At 61.2% G+C, this 20,299-nt stretch carries 19 protein-coding genes; 13 read left to right on the top strand and 6 right to left on the bottom strand.

Going from position 1 to position 20,299, the window contains the following annotated elements; translation table 11 throughout:
- Positions 1 to 27 precede the first annotated feature (27 nt).
- The 4 genes from POF45_RS12010 (at position 28) to POF45_RS11995 (ending at position 5,440) form a co-directional block, all read left to right on the top strand.
- A complete protein-coding gene (locus POF45_RS12010) occupies positions 28 to 1,398 on the top strand; it encodes an aspartate aminotransferase family protein (RefSeq protein ID WP_259496825.1) in 1,371 nt (456 codons plus the stop codon).
- Between the two features lie 1,418 nt (positions 1,399 to 2,816).
- A complete protein-coding gene (locus tag POF45_RS12005; RefSeq protein WP_282315743.1) occupies positions 2,817 to 3,803 on the top strand; it encodes an ABC transporter substrate-binding protein in 987 nt (328 codons plus the stop codon).
- A 9-nt stretch (positions 3,804 to 3,812) separates the two neighbouring features.
- Entirely contained in the window at positions 3,813 to 4,616 is an 804-nt protein-coding gene (locus POF45_RS12000; protein WP_282315742.1) for an ABC transporter permease, read from the top strand.
- Complete coding sequence (locus POF45_RS11995; protein WP_282315741.1) at positions 4,604 to 5,440, top strand: ABC transporter ATP-binding protein; 837 nt, start codon at positions 4,604 to 4,606, stop codon at positions 5,438 to 5,440. Before POF45_RS12000 ends, POF45_RS11995 begins: the two co-directional genes overlap by 13 nt.
- Positions 5,441 to 5,529: 89 nt before the next feature.
- Here POF45_RS11995 and POF45_RS11990 read toward each other — a convergent pair whose 3' ends face one another.
- Positions 5,530 to 6,609: an endonuclease/exonuclease/phosphatase family protein gene (locus tag POF45_RS11990; RefSeq protein WP_259496820.1), complete on the bottom strand. Its 1,080-nt coding sequence runs from the start codon at positions 6,607 to 6,609 to the stop codon at positions 5,530 to 5,532.
- Between the two features lie 67 nt (positions 6,610 to 6,676).
- Complete coding sequence (locus POF45_RS11985) at positions 6,677 to 7,351, bottom strand: YciC family protein (RefSeq protein ID WP_259496819.1); 675 nt, start codon at positions 7,349 to 7,351, stop codon at positions 6,677 to 6,679.
- A 178-nt stretch (positions 7,352 to 7,529) separates the two neighbouring features.
- On the opposite strand from POF45_RS11985, the gene POF45_RS11980 reads away from it, so the two are divergent.
- The 5 genes from POF45_RS11980 (at position 7,530) to rhlE1 (ending at position 12,163) form a co-directional block, all read left to right on the top strand.
- Positions 7,530 to 8,336, top strand: a complete 807-nt coding sequence (locus POF45_RS11980) for a DUF2076 domain-containing protein (protein ID WP_259496818.1) — start codon at positions 7,530 to 7,532, stop codon at positions 8,334 to 8,336.
- 137 nt (positions 8,337 to 8,473) lie between these two features.
- Complete coding sequence (locus tag POF45_RS11975; RefSeq protein ID WP_054052625.1) at positions 8,474 to 8,953, top strand: LabA-like NYN domain-containing protein; 480 nt, start codon at positions 8,474 to 8,476, stop codon at positions 8,951 to 8,953.
- 22 nt (positions 8,954 to 8,975) lie between these two features.
- Complete coding sequence (locus POF45_RS11970) at positions 8,976 to 9,587, top strand: 3'-5' exonuclease (RefSeq protein ID WP_259496815.1); 612 nt, start codon at positions 8,976 to 8,978, stop codon at positions 9,585 to 9,587.
- Between the two features lie 280 nt (positions 9,588 to 9,867).
- The gene (gene yedA, locus POF45_RS11965; RefSeq protein ID WP_259496814.1) at positions 9,868 to 10,758 is read left to right on the top strand and encodes a drug/metabolite exporter YedA; all 891 of its coding nucleotides are present in this window, start codon (positions 9,868 to 9,870) and stop codon (positions 10,756 to 10,758) included.
- Positions 10,759 to 10,828: 70 nt separating this feature from the next.
- The gene (gene rhlE1 / locus POF45_RS11960; RefSeq protein ID WP_259496813.1) at positions 10,829 to 12,163 is read left to right on the top strand and encodes an RNA helicase RhlE1; all 1,335 of its coding nucleotides are present in this window, start codon (positions 10,829 to 10,831) and stop codon (positions 12,161 to 12,163) included.
- A gap of 125 nt (positions 12,164 to 12,288) precedes the next feature.
- On the opposite strand, the gene POF45_RS11955 is transcribed toward rhlE1, so the two are convergent.
- Both POF45_RS11955 and POF45_RS11950 read right to left on the bottom strand, forming a co-directional pair.
- Complete coding sequence (locus POF45_RS11955) at positions 12,289 to 13,530, bottom strand: TIGR03862 family flavoprotein (protein ID WP_282316034.1); 1,242 nt, start codon at positions 13,528 to 13,530, stop codon at positions 12,289 to 12,291.
- 283 nt (positions 13,531 to 13,813) lie between these two features.
- On the bottom strand, positions 13,814 to 14,734 hold the full coding sequence (locus POF45_RS11950; RefSeq protein ID WP_282315740.1) for a histone deacetylase family protein: 921 nt from the start codon (positions 14,732 to 14,734) through the stop codon (positions 13,814 to 13,816).
- A gap of 85 nt (positions 14,735 to 14,819) precedes the next feature.
- On the opposite strand from POF45_RS11950, the gene POF45_RS11945 reads away from it, so the two are divergent.
- From POF45_RS11945 to POF45_RS11935, 3 genes are all read left to right on the top strand, one after another.
- Positions 14,820 to 15,389, top strand: a complete 570-nt coding sequence (locus POF45_RS11945; RefSeq protein ID WP_259496811.1) for a GNAT family N-acetyltransferase — start codon at positions 14,820 to 14,822, stop codon at positions 15,387 to 15,389.
- Positions 15,390 to 15,494: 105 nt separating this feature from the next.
- The gene (gene tesB / locus POF45_RS11940; RefSeq protein WP_259496810.1) at positions 15,495 to 16,364 is read left to right on the top strand and encodes an acyl-CoA thioesterase II; all 870 of its coding nucleotides are present in this window, start codon (positions 15,495 to 15,497) and stop codon (positions 16,362 to 16,364) included.
- The gene (locus POF45_RS11935; protein ID WP_282315739.1) at positions 16,361 to 16,954 is read left to right on the top strand and encodes an HAD family hydrolase; all 594 of its coding nucleotides are present in this window, start codon (positions 16,361 to 16,363) and stop codon (positions 16,952 to 16,954) included. The genes tesB and POF45_RS11935 overlap by 4 nt, the downstream gene beginning before the upstream one ends.
- 132 nt (positions 16,955 to 17,086) lie before the next feature.
- On the opposite strand, the gene POF45_RS11930 is transcribed toward POF45_RS11935, so the two are convergent.
- Positions 17,087 to 18,046, bottom strand: a complete 960-nt coding sequence (locus tag POF45_RS11930; protein WP_282315738.1) for an alpha/beta fold hydrolase — start codon at positions 18,044 to 18,046, stop codon at positions 17,087 to 17,089.
- Positions 18,046 to 18,939 (bottom strand): KPN_02809 family neutral zinc metallopeptidase, encoded by an 894-nt coding sequence (ypfJ, locus tag POF45_RS11925; RefSeq protein ID WP_259496806.1) that lies wholly within the window; start codon positions 18,937 to 18,939, stop codon positions 18,046 to 18,048. The genes POF45_RS11930 and ypfJ overlap by 1 nt, the downstream gene beginning before the upstream one ends.
- 435 nt (positions 18,940 to 19,374) lie before the next feature.
- On the opposite strand from ypfJ, the gene POF45_RS11920 reads away from it, so the two are divergent.
- Complete coding sequence (locus POF45_RS11920) at positions 19,375 to 20,259, top strand: DMT family transporter (protein ID WP_282315737.1); 885 nt, start codon at positions 19,375 to 19,377, stop codon at positions 20,257 to 20,259.
- Positions 20,260 to 20,299: the final 40 nt, after the last annotated feature.

The raw sequence follows: 20,299 nt of genomic DNA, 5'->3' as shown, positions 1-20,299 counted from the left end.
CGCTCACAACAACAAGGAGAACTGGCGATGACCACCCCCCGTGAAACCCGCGATTATCAGGCCGCCGATGCTGCACACCACATCCATGCGTTCGTCGATCAAAAGGCCCTCAACGACGAAGGGCCCCGGGTGATGGTCCGTGGCGAACGCCTGCACCTGTGGGACAACGACGGCCGGCGTTATCTGGATGGCATGTCCGGCTTGTGGTGCACCAACCTGGGCTACGGTCGCCAGGACCTGGCGGCGGCAGCGACCCGCCAGCTTGAGCAGTTGCCGTACTACAACATGTTTTTCCACACCACTCACCCGCAGGTGATCGAGCTGTCGGAGCTGCTGTTCAGCCTGTTGCCGGGGCACTACAGCCATGCGATCTACACCAACTCCGGCTCCGAAGCCAACGAAGTGCTGATCCGCACCGTGCGCCGTTACTGGCAGGTGCTCGGCAAGCCCGAGAAGAAAATCATGATCGGGCGCTGGAACGGCTATCACGGCTCGACCCTGGCGGCGACGGCGCTCGGCGGCATGAAATTCATGCACGAGATGGGCGGCATGATCCCCGACATCGAGCACATCGATGAGCCATATTTCTTCGCCCACGAAGGCAATCTGACGCCCGCCGAATTTGGCCTGCGGGCAGCGCAGCAACTGGAAACGAAAATTCTGGAACTGGGCGCCGACAAGGTCGCAGGCTTTATCGCCGAACCGTTCCAGGGCGCTGGCGGGATGATTTTCCCGCCAGACAGCTACTGGCCGGAAATCCAGCGTATCTGCCGCCAATACGACGTACTGCTGTGTGCCGACGAAGTGATCGGCGGTTTCGGGCGTACCGGCGAATGGTTTGCCCACGAGCACTTCGGTTTCGAGCCGGACACCTTGTCCATCGCCAAGGGCCTGACCTCCGGGTACATCCCCATGGGCGGGCTGATCCTGTCGAAGAAAATGGCTCAGGTGCTGGTGGAGCAGGGCGGGGTGTTCGCCCACGGCCTGACCTATTCCGGGCACCCGGTGGCGGCGGCGGTGGCGATTGCCAACCTCAAGGCGTTGCGCGACGAGGGCGTGGTGACACGGGTCAAGGACGACATCGGCCCGTACCTGCAACAGTGCTTGCGCGAAGTGTTCGGCAACCATCCGCTGGTGGGCGATATTCAGGGCGTGGGCATGGTTGCGGCGCTGCAACTGGCCGAGGACAAGGCCAGCCGCAAGCGCTTTGCCAATGAAAATGACATCGCCTGGCGCTGCCGAACGATTGGCTTCGAAGAGGGAGTGATTGTGCGTTCGACGCTGGGGCGGATGATCATGGCGCCGGCGTTGATTGCCAGCCGGGAGGAGATTGACGAACTGGTGGGCAAGACCCTGAAGGCACTGGATCGTACGGCCAGGGAATACGGCCGGCTCTGAGATAGCCGGAAGGTCCTTCGGACCTTATCGCGGGCAAGCCCGCTCCCACAGGGATCTGCGTCAGCCACATGATTTGTGCCCGACACTGCCCCCCCTGTGGGAGCGGGCTTGCCCGCGATAGCTATCGAACAGTCCCCCATTTCTCAAGCCTTGCACACCCACATTGGGCTCTATGTCGGCCACAGACTTTGTGCCCGACACCGCCCCCCTGTGGGAGCGGGCAAGCCCGCGATAGCTATCGAACAGCCACCCATTTCTCAAGCCTTGCACACCCAAATTGGTTTCTATGTCGACCGCATAATTCGTGCCCGACACCACCCCCCCTGTGGGAGCGGGCTTGCCCGCGATGGCTATCGAACAGCCACCCATTTCTCAAGCCTTGCACCCCCAAATTGGTTTCTATGTCGACCGCATAATTCGTGCCCGACACCCCCCCCTGTGGGAGCGGGCTTGCCCGCGATGGCTATCGAACAGTCCCCATTTCTCAAGCCTTGCACACCCAAATTGGTTTCTATGTCGACCGCATAATTCGTGCCCGACACCACCCCCCTGCGGGAGCGGGCTTGCCCGCGATGGCTATCGAACAGTCCCCCATTTCTCAAGCCTTGCACCCCCACATTGGGCTCTTGTCGGCCACAGACTTTGTGCCCGACACCACCCCCCTGTGGGAGCGGGCTTGCCCGCGATGGCTATCGAACAGTCCCCCATTTCTCAAGCCTTGCACCCCCAAATTGGTTTCTATGTCGACCGCATAATTCGTGCCCGACACCACCCCCCTGTGGGAGCGGGCTTGCCCGCGATAGCTATTGAACAGTCCCCCATTTCTCAAGCCTTGCACCCCCACATTGGGCTCTTGTCGGCCACAGACTTTGTGCCCGACACCACCCCCCTGTGGGAGCGGGCTTGCCCGCGATGGCTATCGAACAGTCCCCCATTTCTCAAGCCTTGCACCCCCAAATTGGTTTCTATGTCGACCGCATAATTCGTGCCCGACACCACCCCCCTGTGGGAGCGGGCTTGCCCGCGATGGCTATCGAACAGTCCCCATTTCTCAAGCCTTGCACACCCAAATTGGTTTCTATGTCGGCCACAGACTTTGTGCCCGACACCGATCCCCTGTGGGAGCGAGCCTGCCCGCGAAAGCTATGGCTCATCCACAGCCAATTCCGATATTGCACCCACCCCGTGCACCCCCGCCAATCCCGCCCTTTCCCAGTGCGCCCTACCAAGCTTTTTCATCACTCGCAGCCATATATTTCCTCATTTTCCTGATCCCGGGCTTGGGCCAACATCGACCTTGCCAGTCAGCCCCTGCTGACCACCCAAAGGTCCATCAGAGACCTCGGGTTGCACCCGCTCCAAGGCCACTGGCCGTACTGCCCATTACAAAACTAAATCAACAGCTTTGGGAGTGCTCCATGATCAAGTCCTTGCTTATCCGCTTCGCTCATCCATTGGCAATCAGCGCCATCGCCGCTACGGTTGCCACCAGCGCCCAGGCCGGCACGCTGTCCATCGGCCATACCACCTGGGTCGGCTACGGCACGCTGTATCTGGCCCAGGACCTGGGCTACTTCAAGGAAAACGGCCTGACCGTCGAGTTGCCTGTCGTCGAAGAGGCCTCGATGTACATGGCTGCCCAGGCGTCAGGCGAGTTGTCGGGCTCGGCCTCGACCATCGATGAAGTGCTCAAGTACCGCCCGCAATTCTGCTTCAAGGCCGTGGCCGCGCTGGATGACAGCCATGGCGGCGACGGGGTGCTGGTGGGCAAGGACGTCAAGAGCCTGCAAGAGCTGAAAGGCCAGGCCGTGGCGGTCAATGAGGGCTCGACCTCGCAGTTCTGGCTGTCGTACCTGCTGAAAAAGAACGGCATGAAAATGAGCGACATCACCGTGCAAAACATGACCGCCGATGATGCCGCCACCGCTTTCATCGCCGGCCGCGTGCCCGCCGCCGTGACCTGGGAACCGCACCTGTCGATGGTCCGCGACAAGCAGCAGGGCAAGGTCTTGATCGACAGCAGCAGTACGCCGGGAGTGATTGTCGACGTGGTGGCGCTCAACTGTTCGGTCATTGAAAAACAGCCCGCCGACGTCAAGGCACTGGTGGCCGGCCTGTACAAAGCGGTGAAGTACACCCAGGAACACCCTGATGACGCTTACAAAATCATGGCCAAGGGTGTCGGCGGCTATCTGGCCGACCCGAAAGAGCTGGCTGCCGCCGCCAAGGGCGTGCGCTTCTACGATCAGGCCATGAGCGAAAAACTCCTCGGCTCGCCTGGCAAACCAGGGGACAGCGCACCGCTGATCAAACTGGCCAACGAGACCGCCACTGAATTGCAGGGCAGACCCTACAACGTCAGCAACGACGACCTGATCGACAACCGCTTCGTCAGCCCGCTCTAGGAGGTCAGCATGTTCAAGCGCAATTCATGGCTGAGCCGCTGCCTCACGCCCAAGACCGGCCTGCCGGTGCCGTTGGTGTGGAGCGCCAGCGGGCTGGCCTGGGTGTTGTTGGTGGGCCTGTGGGCCGGGTTGTCCTATGGCGGCATCGTGCCGGGGATGTTCCTGCCGACACCGGGGGCGGTGCTTGAGGCCGCCCTGCGCCTGGGCCGCGACGGCACGCTCGGCGTGCACGTCTGGGCCAGCGTCGAAGTGGTGATGGTCGGTTTTATCATCTCCTCCCTGGTGGCGGTGCCGCTGGGGTTGCTGATGGGCAGTTTTCGCATCGTCCAGGCCTTCCTCGAACCGTTGGTCAATTTCATCCGCTACCTGCCGGTGACCTCGTTCGTGCCGTTGTTCATCCTGTGGATCGGCATCGGCCTGGAACAGCGGGTCTCGGTGATCATATTCGGCGTGTTTTTCCAGCAACTGGTGATGATTGCCGACGTGTCCAAAGGCATCTCCAAGGATCTGATCAACGCCTCTTACACCTTGGGTTCAAGCCGTCGTGATGCGGTGGTGCATGTGATCGCCCCGGCGTCGTTGCCGGGGGTACTCGACACCCTGCGCGTGACCATGGGCTGGGCCTGGACGTACCTGGTGGTCGCCGAGCTGGTCGCCGCCTCCAGTGGCCTCGGCTATCTGAGCCTCAAGGCCATGCGCGGCTTTCAGGTGGATGTGATTTTTCTGGCAATCGCGATCATCGGCCTGCTGGGCCTGATCACCGATCAACTGTTCCGCTTCCTACGACTGAGGATTGCCGCATGGGCTCAGTAACCGCCGTCAACCCGCGTTTCGTCGAGCCGCTGGCCGCTCCGGTGCATGGCGCCCCACGGCTGCAAGTGGACAAGGTCAGCCTGCGTTACAAAAAACCTGATGGCGGCACATTCACCGCGTTGGAGCAAGTGTCGTTCGAGGTGCCGGACCAGCAGTTCGCCGTGCTGGTGGGGCCGTCGGGCTGCGGCAAGTCGAGTTTGTTGTACCTCACTGCCGGTCTCGCCGAGCCGACCTCGGGGGAAATCTATGTCGGCGGCCAGCAAGTCGAAGGGCCGGGGGCGGATCGCGGCATGGTGTTTCAGAGCTACACGCTGTTCCCGTGGCTGACGGTGCGGCAAAACGTCGAGTTCGGCCTCAAACGACGGGGCATGCCCGCCACCCGGCGCAAGGAAATCGTCGACTACTACGTCAACGAAGTGGGCCTCGCGGGGTTTGCCGACAACTACGCCAAACAGCTGTCGGGCGGCATGATGCAGCGCGTGGCGATTGCCCGGGCCTTGGCCAACGACCCGCAAATCCTGCTGATGGACGAACCCTTTGGCGCACTGGACAGCCAGACCCGCCTGCAAATGCAGCAGTTGTTGATGCGGGTCTGGGGCAACAGCAAGAAGACCGTGCTGTTCGTGACCCACGACATCGACGAGGCGATCCTGCTGGGTGACCGGGTCTATGTGATGGGCGCCAAACCTGGCCGGATCAAGCAGATTCTGGATGTGCCGATTGAACGACCACGCACGCTGGACATGGTGATGGAGCGTTCGTTTATCGAGATGAAGCGGCAGATATTCGGGTTGTTGCATGATGAATTGGAGGAGGGGCATTAGGGCTGATTGCAGTCACTTGTGAGCCAATACGGTTTCTGTGGCGAGCAAGCTCCCTCGCCACAACAGCCCCTTTCCACACGGCCGATGAGTCAAGGCGCAGGCGGCAACAGAAACCGTGCAATGACCGGCAGGTGATCGGATATCCGCAATGTATCGTCCTGGCGCACCATCGCCTCGACCCGTTTGATCCTCGGGCTGTAGAAAATGTAATCCACCGTGCGATCCGGGCCGTTCAGGCCGGGATCGTTCGGGTAATGGGTCAGCCACTGATCACGATCCACACCACTGGCTTCATTGTTGGTCGGGATCATCGGGTACTTGTCCCACAGCACATGCAACGCGCTGTCAGCGGTGTAGGGCGTTCGCTGCTCGGCGGGCAGGCGCTGGTATTGCCCCAGCGGCAACAGATTGAAGTCGCCGCCAATCAACCACGGCGTGCCCCGACTCTCGTATTTATCAAGCACTTTGGCTACCGCCTTCACCTGCGCCTCCAGCGAGCCGTCGGGCTGGGTCACGCGGTCCAGATGGGTATTGAGCACCGCAATCTGCCCGCCATCGCTGAGTGGCAGATAAGTCACCAACAAGGCATTTTTCGGTTTGAACTGGCGGCTGATGACGTTGACCGGGGCGACCGGTAGCTGCAAGCGTTCAGCGTGTTCGATCTGGTAACGGCTCAGCGTGGCCAGTTGCCGGCCAACGCTGCCGAAGATATGCGGATCAGGTATGAAGTCGGCCTTCCAGTCGAAGGCATGGGCACTGCACGGGTAAAGGTCGATCAGTCGTTCCTGCAACAGTTTGAGCTGGTTCTGGTAGCCGCTGGCCTTGGCGCCGTCATCCAGTTCCTGCAACAACACGATGTCCGGCTGTTCGTCGCGAATCACCCGCGCCACTTCGTCGAGGCTGAAGGCCAGGTCTTCCGGGGTAGGGTCTTCATCGGTGCCGTGGGCCAGGTCGTACCAGAACACATAGCGTTTACCGGCCAGGTACTGGACGTTCCAGGTCATCACCTTCAAGGCCTGGCCCGGCACCAGGGTCGGGGCCTTGGTGCTGCAACTGACAGGCAACACTTCCTTGGCGTCGGGGCGCCAGGTCAGGCTGAAGATCAGCAAACCGATCATTGCGACAGCAATCAGTGGGCCCAGCACGGTGTAGCGCAGTAGACGGGTCATGGCTCGACTTAATAGCGTTACAAAAGATGAGATCGAGCATACCCCAGAGCGTTGCCAGCGCCCACGGTCAGACGGGTCTGTTGTTTGTGTCAGGCGTTTCGTCGATCAGCATGAACAGCCGGAACAGCACCACGCTGGTAAACAGCTGCAAAAAGCTGTGAACGCTGTCGATCAGCAGGGCAATGACCGGGTTCTGTGGTTCCGGGTACACCGCATAGCTGGCGCCCTTGAGCAGCCACAACGGCGCCATCACACACAAAATGCACACCAGAATGCGCAGGAAATGGCCGCGTGTCAGGCGCAGGCTGGCCTTCATCGCCGCCAGTGGCGCCAGGCCACGCAGCACCAGCAGGTATTCGGCAAACGCCAACGTCACCATCAGCCAGATGCCCGGCAGGAAATACAGCGACAGGCCCAGCAGAATCAGCAAGGTATTGAGCGCGGTGAGCAGGGCGAAACGCGGCCACAGGGTGGCGGACATCGCCAGCAGGTCTCGGATACGCGGCGACTCGCCACGGCTGCGCGCATCGAGAAACAGAATCAGCGCCGCGGTGTACAGTGGGTACACCAGCAAGCCGACGATCACGCTGTAACCGGGAAACCCGTCCGGCCCGGCCGAGTTGTCCACCAGCTGTTGCAGGAAGGCCTCAAGGATCACCAGCGGCAGGCAAAGCTGCACGATCTGGCCCAGATTGCGCTTGAAGAAGTACAGGGAGTCACGCAGCACGTCGAACGGATTCATCAGTCGGTATCGCAGGTTGGAAGCAGTGGCCCACTTTAACCGATCAACTGCGGTCACAAGCAAACGTAAACGTTAGGTAAAGGCTATTGAAACATCTGGTATCAGCCCCATAACTGAGTCAGCACCTGGTCCAGCGTGGACGAGGGCGACGATATTCCCGGCAATCTACGAGGTCGCCATGAACAGCGAAGAACAAACCCTGATCGATGGACTGTTTTCCCGGCTGCAACAGGCCGAAGCGGATTCAGCCCCGCGCGACGCCCTGGCCGAGGCGCGGATCAAGGAACACCTGACGCGCCAGCCCGCGGCCGGCTATTTCATGACCCAGGCGATTCTGGTGCAAGAGGCCGCCATCAAGAGCCTTGATGAACAGAACAAGCAGCTGACCCAGCAAATCCAGCAGTTGCAGGCCGACCTGCAACAGGCCAAGTCCCAGGCCGCCGCACCGGCTCCGGCCAGCGGTGGTTTCCTGTCGAGCATCTTTGGTGGTGGCTCGCGCGATCCGCAGCCTGCGCCAACCCAAAGCGCGCCGCCTGCGAGTGGCGGCTGGCGTGAACCGGCGCGGCCTTCGTTCGGTTCGCAACCGCCGCAGCAAAACTTCGGCGGGCCGCAACAGAACCCGCAACAAAACTACGGTGCACCGCAACAGAACTACGCCCCGCAACAGCAGGCACCTGCCGCCGCTGGCAGCAGTTTCCTTGGCGGCGCGCTGAAAACCGCCGCCGGTGTGGCGGGTGGCGTGATGCTGGCCGAAGGCATCAGCAGCCTGTTCCACAGCAATCAGCAGCCTCAGCAAGTTGTCGAGGTCATCAAGGAAGAGCCGGCCCAGGTCAATGACCAGAGCGGCGGCAACGGCTGGAACGATGATCAGCGCGTGGCTGACAACAGCTCTTACGATAATGATCAGGGCAACTTTACCGACGCCGACTACAGCGATGATGATTCATCGTCCTTCGGCGGCGATGACGACGACTCCTTCGTCTGACCCACCATTCGTCCGAGGCGCGCTCGCGCCCCGAGCCGATTATTCGCTGAACAATCCTTCTGACTGGCATACTGGGCAACTTTTCGGGCCTGGGGCCTGATCCTGTCCGCACGCTTGTGCGCTCTTGAGGATGTACGGTGAAAAAAATCGCAGTGTTCGCCGACGTGCAAAACCTCTATTACACCGTGCGCCAGGCCTATGGTTGCCACTTCAACTACGCCGCGTTGTGGGCTGATATCAGCAAGCAGGGCGAGATCGTCGAAGCCTATGCCTATGCGATCGATCGTGGTGACAGCAAACAGCAGCAGTTCCAGCAGATCCTGCGCAACCTGGGTTTCATCGTGAAGCTCAAGCCCTACATCCAGCGCAGCGACGGCTCGGCCAAGGGCGACTGGGACGTGGGCATCACCCTCGACATCATGGACGCCGCCGACCACGTCGACGAAGTGGTGCTGGCCTCCGGCGATGGTGATTTCGACATGCTGCTGGAACGCATCATCAGCAAACATGGCGTGCAGGCCGTGGCTTACGGCGTGCCGGGCCTGACCGCCAACTCGCTGATCCGCGCCGCCAGCCGTTACGTGCCCATCGAAGGCGCCTTGCTGCTCAAGAATTGATTTTTACGGAGTTGAAACAGGTTTGGAACGCATAGCAGTCATCGACTTTGAAACCACTGGAATTTCCCCGAGCAGCAGCTGCCGGGCCACGGAAATCGCCGTGGTGATTCTTGAACAGGGGCGCATTGTCGACCGTTACCAAAGCCTGATGAACGCCGGCGTCCGTGTCCCGGCTTTTATCGAACAACTGACCGGCATCAGCAACGCCATGCTGCGCACCGCGCCGTCGGCCGAGCAGGTGATGAACGAGGTCAACGAATTCGTCGGCATCACCCCGCTGTTGGCGCACAACGCCGCGTTCGACCAGAAGTTCTGGGACTTTGAACTGGGGCGGATCAAACGCACCCGCTTGCAGAACTTTGCCTGCTCACTGCTGCTGGCCCGCCGCCTGATGCCTGCCGCACCGAACCACAAACTCGGCACACTCACTACCTTCGCCAGCCTGCCCAATACAGGCAAGGCTCACCGGGCCATGGCCGATGCCGAGATGGCGGCCAACCTGACGGCGCACCTGGCGCAAGAACTGCGGCAGAAGCATGGGCTGCGCGAGTTGTCCCATGACTTGCTGTGCAGCTTGCAGAAAGTGCCGGCGGCGAAGATCAATGAGCATCTGAAACGCCATCGCGGATTCTGAAAAAAAACACATTTCCCCCCCTGTGGTAGCGGGCTTGCTCGCGATGGCGGTCTGTCAGGCACCATTGATGTCGACTAACACTCCGTCATCGCGAGCAGGCTCGCTCCCACAGTAGATTTTCTTTTGGATCAGACCTGCTTACCTCCTCAGGGCCCCCAATGTTCTATCGCACTGACTGATTCGAAAAGTGTACGGGCGCTTTAAACGGGTTTTGTAACTTAATATTATCCGTGGGCCTTTCTAGACTATTCGCTCCCCTTGTCCTGCCTTCGAGTCGTCCATGCCAGGCCCACGCCGTTTTCCCTTGCCGTTGATCGGCGCTTTTTTCGCGTTGTATGTGATCTGGGGCTCGACCTATCTGGTCATTCGTATCGGCGTGCAGTACTGGCCGCCGTTGATGCTCGGCGGCATTCGCTTTGTCATCGCCGGGTCCTTGATGTACGCCTTCCTGCGTTGGCGTGGGGTGCCGGCGCCGACCTGGGCGCAGTGGAAAGCGGCGGGGATGATCGGGATCTTGCTGCTGAGCCTGGGTAACGGTGCGGTGAGTATCGCGGAGCACACCGGTGTGGCGTCTGGCGTTGCCGCGCTGGCCGTGGCCACCGTGCCGCTGTTCACCTTGCTCTGTGGTTATTTCTGGGGCGCGCGTAATACCCGCCTCGAATGGGCCGGGATTGTCCTCGGGATGATCGGCATTGCCATGCTCAATCTTGGCTCCAATCTCCAATCGAGCCCGCTGGGCGCGGCGTTGCTGGTGTTCGCGGCGGCAGCCTGGGCCTTCGGTTCGGTGTGGAGCAAACACCTGCCGCTGCCCCAGGGCGCGATGGCCAGTGCTGCCGAGATGCTGGTGGGTGGCGTGGTGCTGCTGATCGGTAGCGCGGTGAGCGGCGAGCATCTGGACCGCGTGCCGCCGATGGAGGGCTGGGCGGCACTCGCCTATCTGATCGGCTTCGGCTCGATCATCGCGTTCAACGCCTACATGTACCTGTTGAAACACGTGCGTCCGGCAGCCGCCACCAGTTATGCCTACGTCAACCCGGCGGTGGCGGTGTTGTTGGGGATCGTGTTTGTCGGTGAAACCATCGGTCTCGAAGAAGCCGTGGCGATGGCCGTGATCATCAGTGCCGTGGTGCTCATTGGCCTGCCGCAGTGGCGCCGACAGAAACCGGCGTGAATTAGGGTAAACTGCGCGCCATTGCACACTTGTTTTGCACAACCGCGCTGAATTTTCCTACGGTATTCCCATGACTTTCGCCACCCTTGGCCTGATCGAACCCTTGCTGCGCTCTCTCGAGACGCTCGGCTACCAGACCCCGACGCCGGTCCAGGCGCAAGCCATTCCGGCGGTGCTGGCCGGTCGCGACCTGATGGCAGCCGCGCAGACCGGAACCGGCAAAACTGCCGGTTTCGCCGTGCCGCTCCTGCAGTTGCTGGCCATGGAAGGGCCGAAAGTTGCCTCCAACTCGGTGCGCGCGCTGATTCTGGTGCCGACTCGCGAGCTGGCCGAGCAGGTCCATGAAGCCGTGCGCCAGTACGCCGAGAACCTGCCGTTGAGCACCTACGCGGTGTACGGCGGCGTCAGCATCAACCCGCAGATGATGAAGCTGCGCAAAGGTGTCGATGTGCTGGTGGCGACCCCGGGGCGTTTGCTCGACCTGTATCGTCAGAAGGCCCTCAAGTTCAATCAGCTGCAAACCCTGATCCTGGACGAAGCCGATCGTATGCTCGACCTGGGTTTCTCCGAGGAGCTGGGGAACATTTACCGCGTGCTGCCCAAGCAGCGTCAGACGCTGTTGTTCTCGGCTACCTTCTCCGATGCAATCCGCACCCTGGCCGGGCAAATGCTCAACGATCCGCTGAGCATAGAAGTCAGCCCGCGCAACGTGGCGGCCAACACCGTCAAGCAATGGGTTGTGGTGGTGGACAAGAAGCGCAAGCCGGAGCTGTTCATTCACCTGCTGCGCAAAGGCAAGTGGAAACAGGTGCTGGTGTTCGCCAAGACCCGCAACGGCGTGGATGCGCTGGTGGAAAAACTCCAGGGCCTGGGCATCAACGCCGACGGCATTCATGGCGACAAACCGCAGGCCACCCGCCAGCGCGCACTGGATCGATTCAAGGCCAGTGAAGTGCAGATCCTGGTGGCCACCGACGTCGCGGCCCGTGGCCTGGACATCGAGGATTTGCCACTGGTGGTCAACTTCGACCTGCCGATCGTGGCCGAGGACTACATCCACCGCATCGGTCGTACTGGTCGTGCGGGTTCGACGGGGGAGGCGATTTCCCTGGTATGTGCCGATGAAGTGAATCTGTTGTCGGCCATCGAAACCCTGACCCGCCAGACCCTGAGCCGTCGGATCGAGCAGGATTTCGAACCTGAGCACCGGGTGCCGGACACCGATGCCAGCGGTCAAGTGGTGAAAAAACCGAAAAAACCGAAGAAGCCAAAGACCTCTGGTGGTGGCAAGCGCAACCTGGGTAAATGGGTTGAGAGCGGCGATGCTTCGGCGCCGGAGCCTTCGATCAAGCCTGTGCGCAAGGTGCCCGTGTTCAATACCGGGCCGCGTAAGCGTAAGCCTTGATCTGATGGGGTGTCCTCCAGGCCGCCTTCGCGGGCAAGCCCGCTCTCACATTTGACCGAGTTTCTTTAGAAAGAATGCGATTGAATGTGGAAGCGGGCTTGCTCGCCAAGGGCGCGCCTCGGTCCTCAGCCCCTACGCCGCAACCACTCCACCATCCCCAACCCCGCCGCCCGTCCACTGGCAAAACACGCCGTCAGCAGATAGCCGCCCGTCGGCGCTTCCCAGTCCAGCATTTCCCCCGCGCAAAACACACCCGGCAGTTGCTTGAGCATCAAGCGCTCATCCATCGACTCGAACTTCACACCGCCAGCACTGCTGATGGCTTCGTCCAGCGGACGGGTTTTCACCAGCGTCAGCGGCAACGCCTTGATCGCCTTGGCCAGCAATGCCGGGTCAGCGAAGCAGGTGGCACCGGTCAGCTCGCGCAACAACGCGGCTTTCACCCCATCAATCCCTAGCTGACTGTGCAAATGCTTGGCCATGGAGCGTGAGCCGCGCGGCTTGCTCAGGTTCGCCTGAATTTTATCCACAGGCTTGCCGGGCAACAGGTCGAGATGAATGGTTGCCGAGCCATGGGCGTTGATCGCCTCGCGAATCGGCGCCGACAATGCGTAGATCAGACTGCCCTCAATCCCGGTGGCCGTGATTACACATTCTCCGAGCCGCGGGATGTCGTCATTGAGGCCGATGGCGATATTCTTCAGCGGTGCACCGGCGAATTTGCTGACCATCAACTCGCTCCAGGCCTGCACCTCGAAGCCGCAATTACTTGGCTGCAACGGCGCAAGTCCTACGCCGCGTTGCTCCAGAGGCAGCATCCAGGCGCCGTCCGAACCCAGCCGCGACCAGCTGCCACCGCCCAAGGCCAGCAACGTGGCGTCCGGCTTCAAGGCTGTTTCACCGTCCGGGCTCGACACCTTCAGGCTGCCATCGGCATTCCAGCCGAGCCAACGGTGGCGGGTGTGGATCACGACACCGCTGTCGCGCAGGCGTTTGAGCCAGGCGCGCAGCAACGGGGCGGCTTTCATGTCGGTTGGAAAGACCCGGCCGGAGCTGCCGACAAAGGTTTCGATGCCCAGGTCGTGAATCCATTGGCACAGCGCATCGGCGCCGAAAGGGCGCAGCAGTGGCGCAATCTGTGGTGCTCGCTCGGCGTAGCGCGAGAGGAACGCCGGGTACGCTTCGGAGTGGGTGATGTTCATGCCGCCCACACCGGCCAGCAGGAACTTGCGCCCAACCGATGGCATGCCGTCGTACAGATCGACCTGGATGCTCGCCTGGCTCAACACTTCAGCGGCCATCAGGCCGGCGGGGCCACCGCCGATGATGGCGACGTGAGCGGGGAGGGCGGCGGTGGCTTGGGTCATGGAATGCGCTGCGGTATGGCGGAATAAGCCGGGCATTCTACCAGCACCCTTCCCTGTGGGAACGAGCCTGCTCGCGAAAGCGCTGTGTCAGCCGATGGAGAGGTTGAAGGTACTGGCCTATTCGCGAGCAGGCTCGCTCCCACATGGGAATAGCGGTGGGGCGGGAAGGCTGATCAAAAAACAACCATCGTGCTGTACCCTATGTCGTATATGGCCTGCAGCGCCTTTCACTCAGGTTATCCACAGGCAGTTCCACAGGCATTGTGGGTAAAGCATCCACAACTCAATGACAGCCTGATGACGTCCACACCCGTTGTGCGCTGTGGTGCAGGATGCCGTGACGGCGGGCCAGCGCCAGGCGGTCTTTGCTGTAGCCGCCGCCAATCACCCCGACCACTGGAATGTCGCGGCCCAGGCAATGGCGCATCACACTTTCGTCACGGGCAGCGACGCCCTCGTCGGTCAGTTTCAGGTAACCCAATGCGTCGTCCTTGTGCACATCGACACCGGCGTCATACAGCACCAGATCCGGTTGATAGAGCGGCAGCAGATAGTTGAGTGCATCGTCCACCACTTGCAGGTACTCGGCGTCGCCCATGCCCTTGGGCAGCGCAATGTCCCAGTCACTTTCGGCCTTGCGTGCGGGAAAATTCTTCTCGCAGTGCAGGGAAACGGTGATCGCATCCGGGGTGTTGTGCAGAATTCGTGCAGTCCCATCACCCTGATGCACATCGCAATCGAAGATCAGCACCCTGTTCACCCGGCCACTTTCCAGCAGGTAATGGCTGATCACCGCCAGGTCATTGAAGATGCAGAACCCGGCCGGGTAGTCGTAGTGCGCATGGTGCGTGCCGCCGGCCAGGTGACAGGCCAGGCCATGTTCCAGCGCTTGCTCGGCGGCCAGCAACGAGCCGCCGACCGCCCGCACCGTGCGCCGGGCCAGCGCTTCGTTCCACGGCAGGCCGAGGCGCCGTTGGTCTTCGCGGGACAACTCGCCGCTCATGTAACGTTCGATATAGCCACGGTCATGCGCCAGGGCGAGAATCTCCACAGGGCAGATGTCCGGGCGCAGCAGGTCGGCGTCCCGGGTCAGGCCGCTGTCCACCAGGTGATCGCGCAACAGGCGGAACTTGTCCATGGGGAAGCGATGGTCCGCCGGGAACTCGGGGCTGTAGTCTTCGTGGTAGATCAGGGGCAGGGGCATGGCTGATTTATCTAAGAAGCGTGTAGGAAAGGGTGAACGATCCTACCAGCGATGTAGACTTGCCACATGGAAACGGAGGGGCACGATGGAGCCGATACTGGAACTCGAAAGCGCACGCCTGTTGTTGCGGCAGTGGCGCGATGAGGATTTGCCGGAATTTGCGGCGATGTGCGCCGATCCGCAGGTGATGCGCTATTTCCCGGCGCCCTTGAGCCGACTGGAAAGTGCCTCGTTGATTGGTCGGGTTCGCGGTCATTTTGCCGAGCACGGCTTTGGCCTCTGGGCGCTGGAGCGCAAGGACACCGGGCAGTTCATCGGTTTTACCGGGCTGGGTGTGGTCGGGTTCGACGCGCCGTTTACCCCGGCCGTCGAGATTGGCTGGCGCCTGGCCAGCGAGCATTGGGGGCTGGGTTATGCCAGTGAAGCCGCCTGGACAGCTTTGCGTTGCGGCTTTGACCGCTTGGCGCTGAAAGAGGTGGTGGCGTTCACCACGCAAAATAATCTGCCGTCGGAAAAAGTCATGCAAGCGATCGGCATGCATCACGACCCGGCCGACGATTTCGAGCACCCCCGACTGGCCGCCGATCACCCGTTGCGTCATCACCTGCTGTACCGCATCAGCCGTGAACAATGGCTGGAAACCTTGCATGGATAAGCAAACACGGATCGTTACAATGCCCGGACGTTGCACCGGGCCTGAAACTGAATCGAGCGCCGCAGCCAAGACTGCGCGTCATTGCGTTGTGTGAGGAGAGTCTGAATGAGCCAAGTGTTGGAAGATCTGGTCGAGCTGCTGACCCTGGAACCGATCGAAGAAAACCTGTTCCGTGGCCGCAGCCAGGACTTGGGGTTTCGGCAGTTGTTCGGTGGTCAGGTACTCGGCCAGTCGCTGTCGGCCGCCAGTCAGACGGTTGAAGAGGCGCGGCATGTGCATTCGATGCACGGTTATTTCCTGCGTCCGGGCGATGCCGGGTTGCCGGTGGTGTATCAGGTTGACCGGGTGCGCGATGGCGGCAGTTTCAGCACGCGCCGGGTGACGGCGATTCAGAAGGGCAACCCGATCTTCACTTGCAGTGCCTCGTTTCAGTACGACGAAGAAGGCTTTGAGCACCAGACCGAGATGCCAAACGTGGTCGGCCCGGAAAACCTGCCCTCGGAGCTGGATCTCACCCAACAGCGCGCACACCTGATCCCTGAGCACATGCGCGAAAAGCTGCTGTGCCCCAAGCCGATCGAATTTCGCCCGGTTACCGAAAAAGACCCGTATAACCCGCAGCCGACCGATCCGGTCAAGTACGTGTGGTTTCGTGCCGACGGTGCCTTGGCCGACTCGCCGGCGCTGCACAAATACTTGCTGGCCTACGCTTCGGATTTCGGCCTGTTGACCACCTCGTTGCAGCCGCACGGTAAATCGGTCTGGCAGAAAGACATGCAGGTCGCCAGCCTCGACCACGCGCTGTGGTTCCACGCCGACCTGCGCGCCGATGACTGGCTGCTGTATGCGATGGACAGCCCGTGGGCCGGCAACTCCCGTGGTTTTTCCCGTGGCAGCGTGTTCAACCGCGCCGGGAAACTGGTGGCCTCGGTCACCCAGGAAGGCCTGATTCGTCATCGCAAGGACTGGGCATGAGCCTGGCCGAAGTGCGCCACTGGGTGTTCGACATGGACGGCACCCTGACCGTGGCTGTGCATGACTTTGCGGCGATTCGCGTGGCGCTGTCGATCCCGGCGCAAGACGACATCCTGACTCATCTGGCGGCACTGCCGGCTGACGAAGCTGCGGCCAAACACGCCTGGTTGCTGGAACACGAACGTGATCTGGCGCTGGGTTCGAAACCGGCGCCGGGGGCGGTGGAGTTGGTGCGAGAGCTGGCCGGACGTGGTTATCGGCTGGGTATCCTGACCCGAAACGCCCGGGAACTGGCGCATGTCACCCTTGAAGCCATCGGCCTGGCCGACTGCTTTGCGGTGGACGATGTGCTGGGCCGCGACGAAGCGCCGCCCAAGCCGCATCCCGGTGGCCTGCTGAAACTGGCCGAGGCCTGGAACGTGCCGGCGAGCGAGATGGTGATGGTCGGTGATTATCGCTTCGATCTGGATTGCGGTCGTGCGGCGGGGGCGCGGACGGTGCTGGTGAATTTGCCGGAGAATCCGTGGCCGGAGCTGGTGGACTGGCATGCTCGCGATTGTGTTGAATTGCGGCGGATGCTTTCGGCTTGAGATGTTTGTTGTCTGTGGAACCGCCATCGCGAGCAAGCTCGCTCCCACATTGATTGCATTCTGTCTGAAAGAATTCGGTCAACTGTGGGAGCGGGCTTGCCCGCGAAGAGGCCCGAACATCCACCTCAACACTCACTGTTGAAACAACACCTTCTGCCCCTCGAGCGACGTAAACATCTTGTCCCCGTCATGCCCCACCCCAGGCACTTCAACCAGCCGCTGATTCACCCCTTGCGGGTTACGCCGTAGCAGGTAATCAAAGAAATTGTGCCCGCGAATCAGGCGATAGGCGCCCTGGGTTTGCGCCTCGCAGCCCTTGTCCAGCGCCGGATGCTGCGGGTCGATGTCCTGCTGCCCCAACAGATAAGTCACGTCGCGTTTGATGTAGCTGCTTTCAAGCTGCGGCGCCGTTTGCCCGCCCGCATACACGGGCATGTCCGTCAGCCCGTATTTCCAGCGGTTGAAGCCAGGACATTGCGCGCGATCAAACGCCACGGGCCGTTGTTCATTGAAATACGCGTAGGACGACGGGTTGGCCACCACATAACGAATACTCACACCGGCAGCCTCCAGCGCTGGCTGATCGTGAGCCAGCAGCGCATAGCGCTGCACTACCTGACCGCCTCCGGAATGCCCGGCGATGACGATTTTCTTCAGGTCCGGAAACTGCTTGTGATCGCTCAACCGGGCGACGATTTCGTCTAGAGCAGCGTAGGAGCTTTCGGGATTCGGCCCTGTGGATAATGCGCCAGCCATCCAGTCATCGCCGTGCCAGCGCAACAGGCTGTCGGGCAACTGATGGCGAGCGACGTCGGTTTCATTCAGAAACTGTGGCGCCATCACCAGCGTGGTCGCACTTTGGCCGGCCTGTTCGGCGGCGTGTTCGGCGCTCTCACGGTACGTTTCGGCGTTGCGCAGACGGCCATGGATGACGATCAGCACGCGCTCGATCTTGCTCGGCGCCGGGCCGATGCCCACGGCCATTTCGCCGCCTTTGAGCACCAGGCGTCCGGGGCTGATTTCCTTGACGCCGTGTTCTTCGGCCTGCGCGCTGGCGCAGGCAATCATGAGGACCAGCCAGCCGATACGCATCACAGGTTCCTCGCTGAAAAGGTGTCGCACTGGCTCATCTGACCCTGGGCGAACCCGGCCTTGAACCAGCGAACCCGTTGCGCCGAGGTGCCATGGGTGAACGAGTCCGGCACCACGCGGCCCTGGCTCTGTTGCTGCAAACGGTCATCGCCGATGGCGTTGGCGGCGTTCAGGGCTTCCTCGATGTCACCGGGTTCCAGCCAGTTCAGGCGTTTCTGCGCATTGTTGGCCCAGACTCCGGCCAGGCAATCGGCCTGCAATTCCTGACGCACCAGCAAACCGCCGTCGCCTTCCATGCGTTGGCCCTGTTGGCGGGCGGCCTGAATTTTCGCGGAGATGCCGAGCAAGGTCTGCACATGGTGGCCGACCTCGTGCGCAATCACATACGCCTGAGCGAAGTCGCCCGCGGCGGAAAAGCGTTGCGACATTTCCTGGAAGAAACTCATGTCCAGATAGACCTTCTGATCCGCGGGGCAATAGAACGGCCCGGTGGCGGAGGTGGCCAGACCACAGGCCGAATTCACCCGGTTGCTGAACAGCACCAGTGTCGGGTTCTTGTATTGGCGACCGGCCTGCTGAAAAATCTGACCCCAGGTGTCTTCGGTGTCGCCGAGGATCGAGCGCACGAACTCAGCCTGCTGGTCGTTGGCCGGCGGCGCCTGGCGGGTTTGCGTGGTAGCCGGCGCCGACTGCTCGCCCATCTGCCCGGTCAGTTGGCCGAGAATCTGCAACGGGTCCTGGCCGGTGAGCCAGCCGATGCCGACGATCAACACGATGGCGGTCAGGCTCAGGCCCTTGCCGCCACCAAACCGCATCCCACCGCCACCGCCGCCGGCATCCTCGCCACGGGCGTCGACCACGTTGTCACTGCGTCGGCCTTTTTTCCATAGCATGTGGGATTCCTCAGATTGTCAGTGGTGATGAGTGTTGCCGCTGTGCAGGCGCAACGCCAGTCCGGTCGTCAGACCGCCCGCCGTGGTGGCGGTTCCGGATGCATCAGCATGGCTGACTGTGTTTAAACACACAAAGATTGCTCGGCCTCCAAACCCCTTGTGGGAGCGAGCCTGCTCGCGAATGCGGTCTCGCATCCACAATGATGTCGGCTGACAGACCGCTTTCGCGAGCAGGCTCGCTCCCACAGGGGAATTTCTCACAAAAGAATCTCTCACAGGAGGATCTGCCGTGTGGGTGGATTTTTTTGTGTACAGGAAAACCAGCGTCCGGCAAAAACCCGTGCGCTGTCCGCCCACTTTCACCGCGCCAACATGGGATGATCTGCAACCAGGTTCTAAATTACCGCCGCTTCCTTCCTTTTAGAGACCTTCACTTTGACGTCGTCCATCAGCACTCCACTTTCCGGCGTCAATCATCCCTTCAAGGGGATCTTGCTGATCGTTCTGGCGACATTTCTCTTTTCCAGCCACGACGCGATTTCAAAATACCTCTCGGGTTTCTACCCGATCGTCATGGTGGTCTGGGCGCGTTACATGGTGCATACCTTGCTGATGGCCGGGATTTTTTTGCCGCAATCCGGGTTGCGCGTGCTGCGCACCAAACGCCCGTTGCTGCAGCTGGCGCGGGCGTTGTGCCTGTTGGGCACCAGCCTGTTTTTCACCACCGGTTTGCTGTTCATTCCCTTGGCCGAAGCCACGGCGGTCAACTTTCTTGCGCCGGTGTTGGTGACCGCGTTGTCGGTGCCTTTGTTGAAGGAGCATGTCACCCGTGGTCAATGGATCGCGGTGATCTGCGGCTTTATCGGTGTGTTGATCATCGTCCACCCCGGCGGTGAATTGTTCACGACAGCGGTGTTGCTGCCGTTCTGCTCGGCGATGTTTTTTTGTTTCTATCAATTGCTCACCCGCAAGCTCAGCCAGATTGATAGCCCGACCACCAGCAACTTCTTCGCCGGATTGTGCAACACCCTGGTGATGAGCGCGCTGGTGCCGTTCTTCTGGCAACTGCCGAGTCTGGGGCACGGGTTGATGATGGTGGCGCTGGGTACCTGCGGGATGACGGCGCATCTGTTTCTGACCCAGGCTTTTCGTCATGCGGCGCCGGCGTTATTGGCTCCGTTTGGTTATTGCCAGATCGTGTTTGCCGGGCTGCTCGGTTGGCTGGTGTTTTCGCACACGCCGACCTTGACCACGGTGGTCGGGATTGCGGTGATCTGTTGCAGCGGGTTGGCGGCGGCGTGGCAGCAGAGCCGACGTTAACGGCCACCGATGAACGACCTGTGGGAGCGAGCAGGCTCGC

This window comes from Pseudomonas fungipugnans, from assembly GCF_029955235.1.
Lineage (GTDB): Bacteria > Pseudomonadota > Gammaproteobacteria > Pseudomonadales > Pseudomonadaceae > Aquipseudomonas > Aquipseudomonas fungipugnans.
This window is presented reverse-complemented; position numbering and strand designations above follow the sequence as displayed.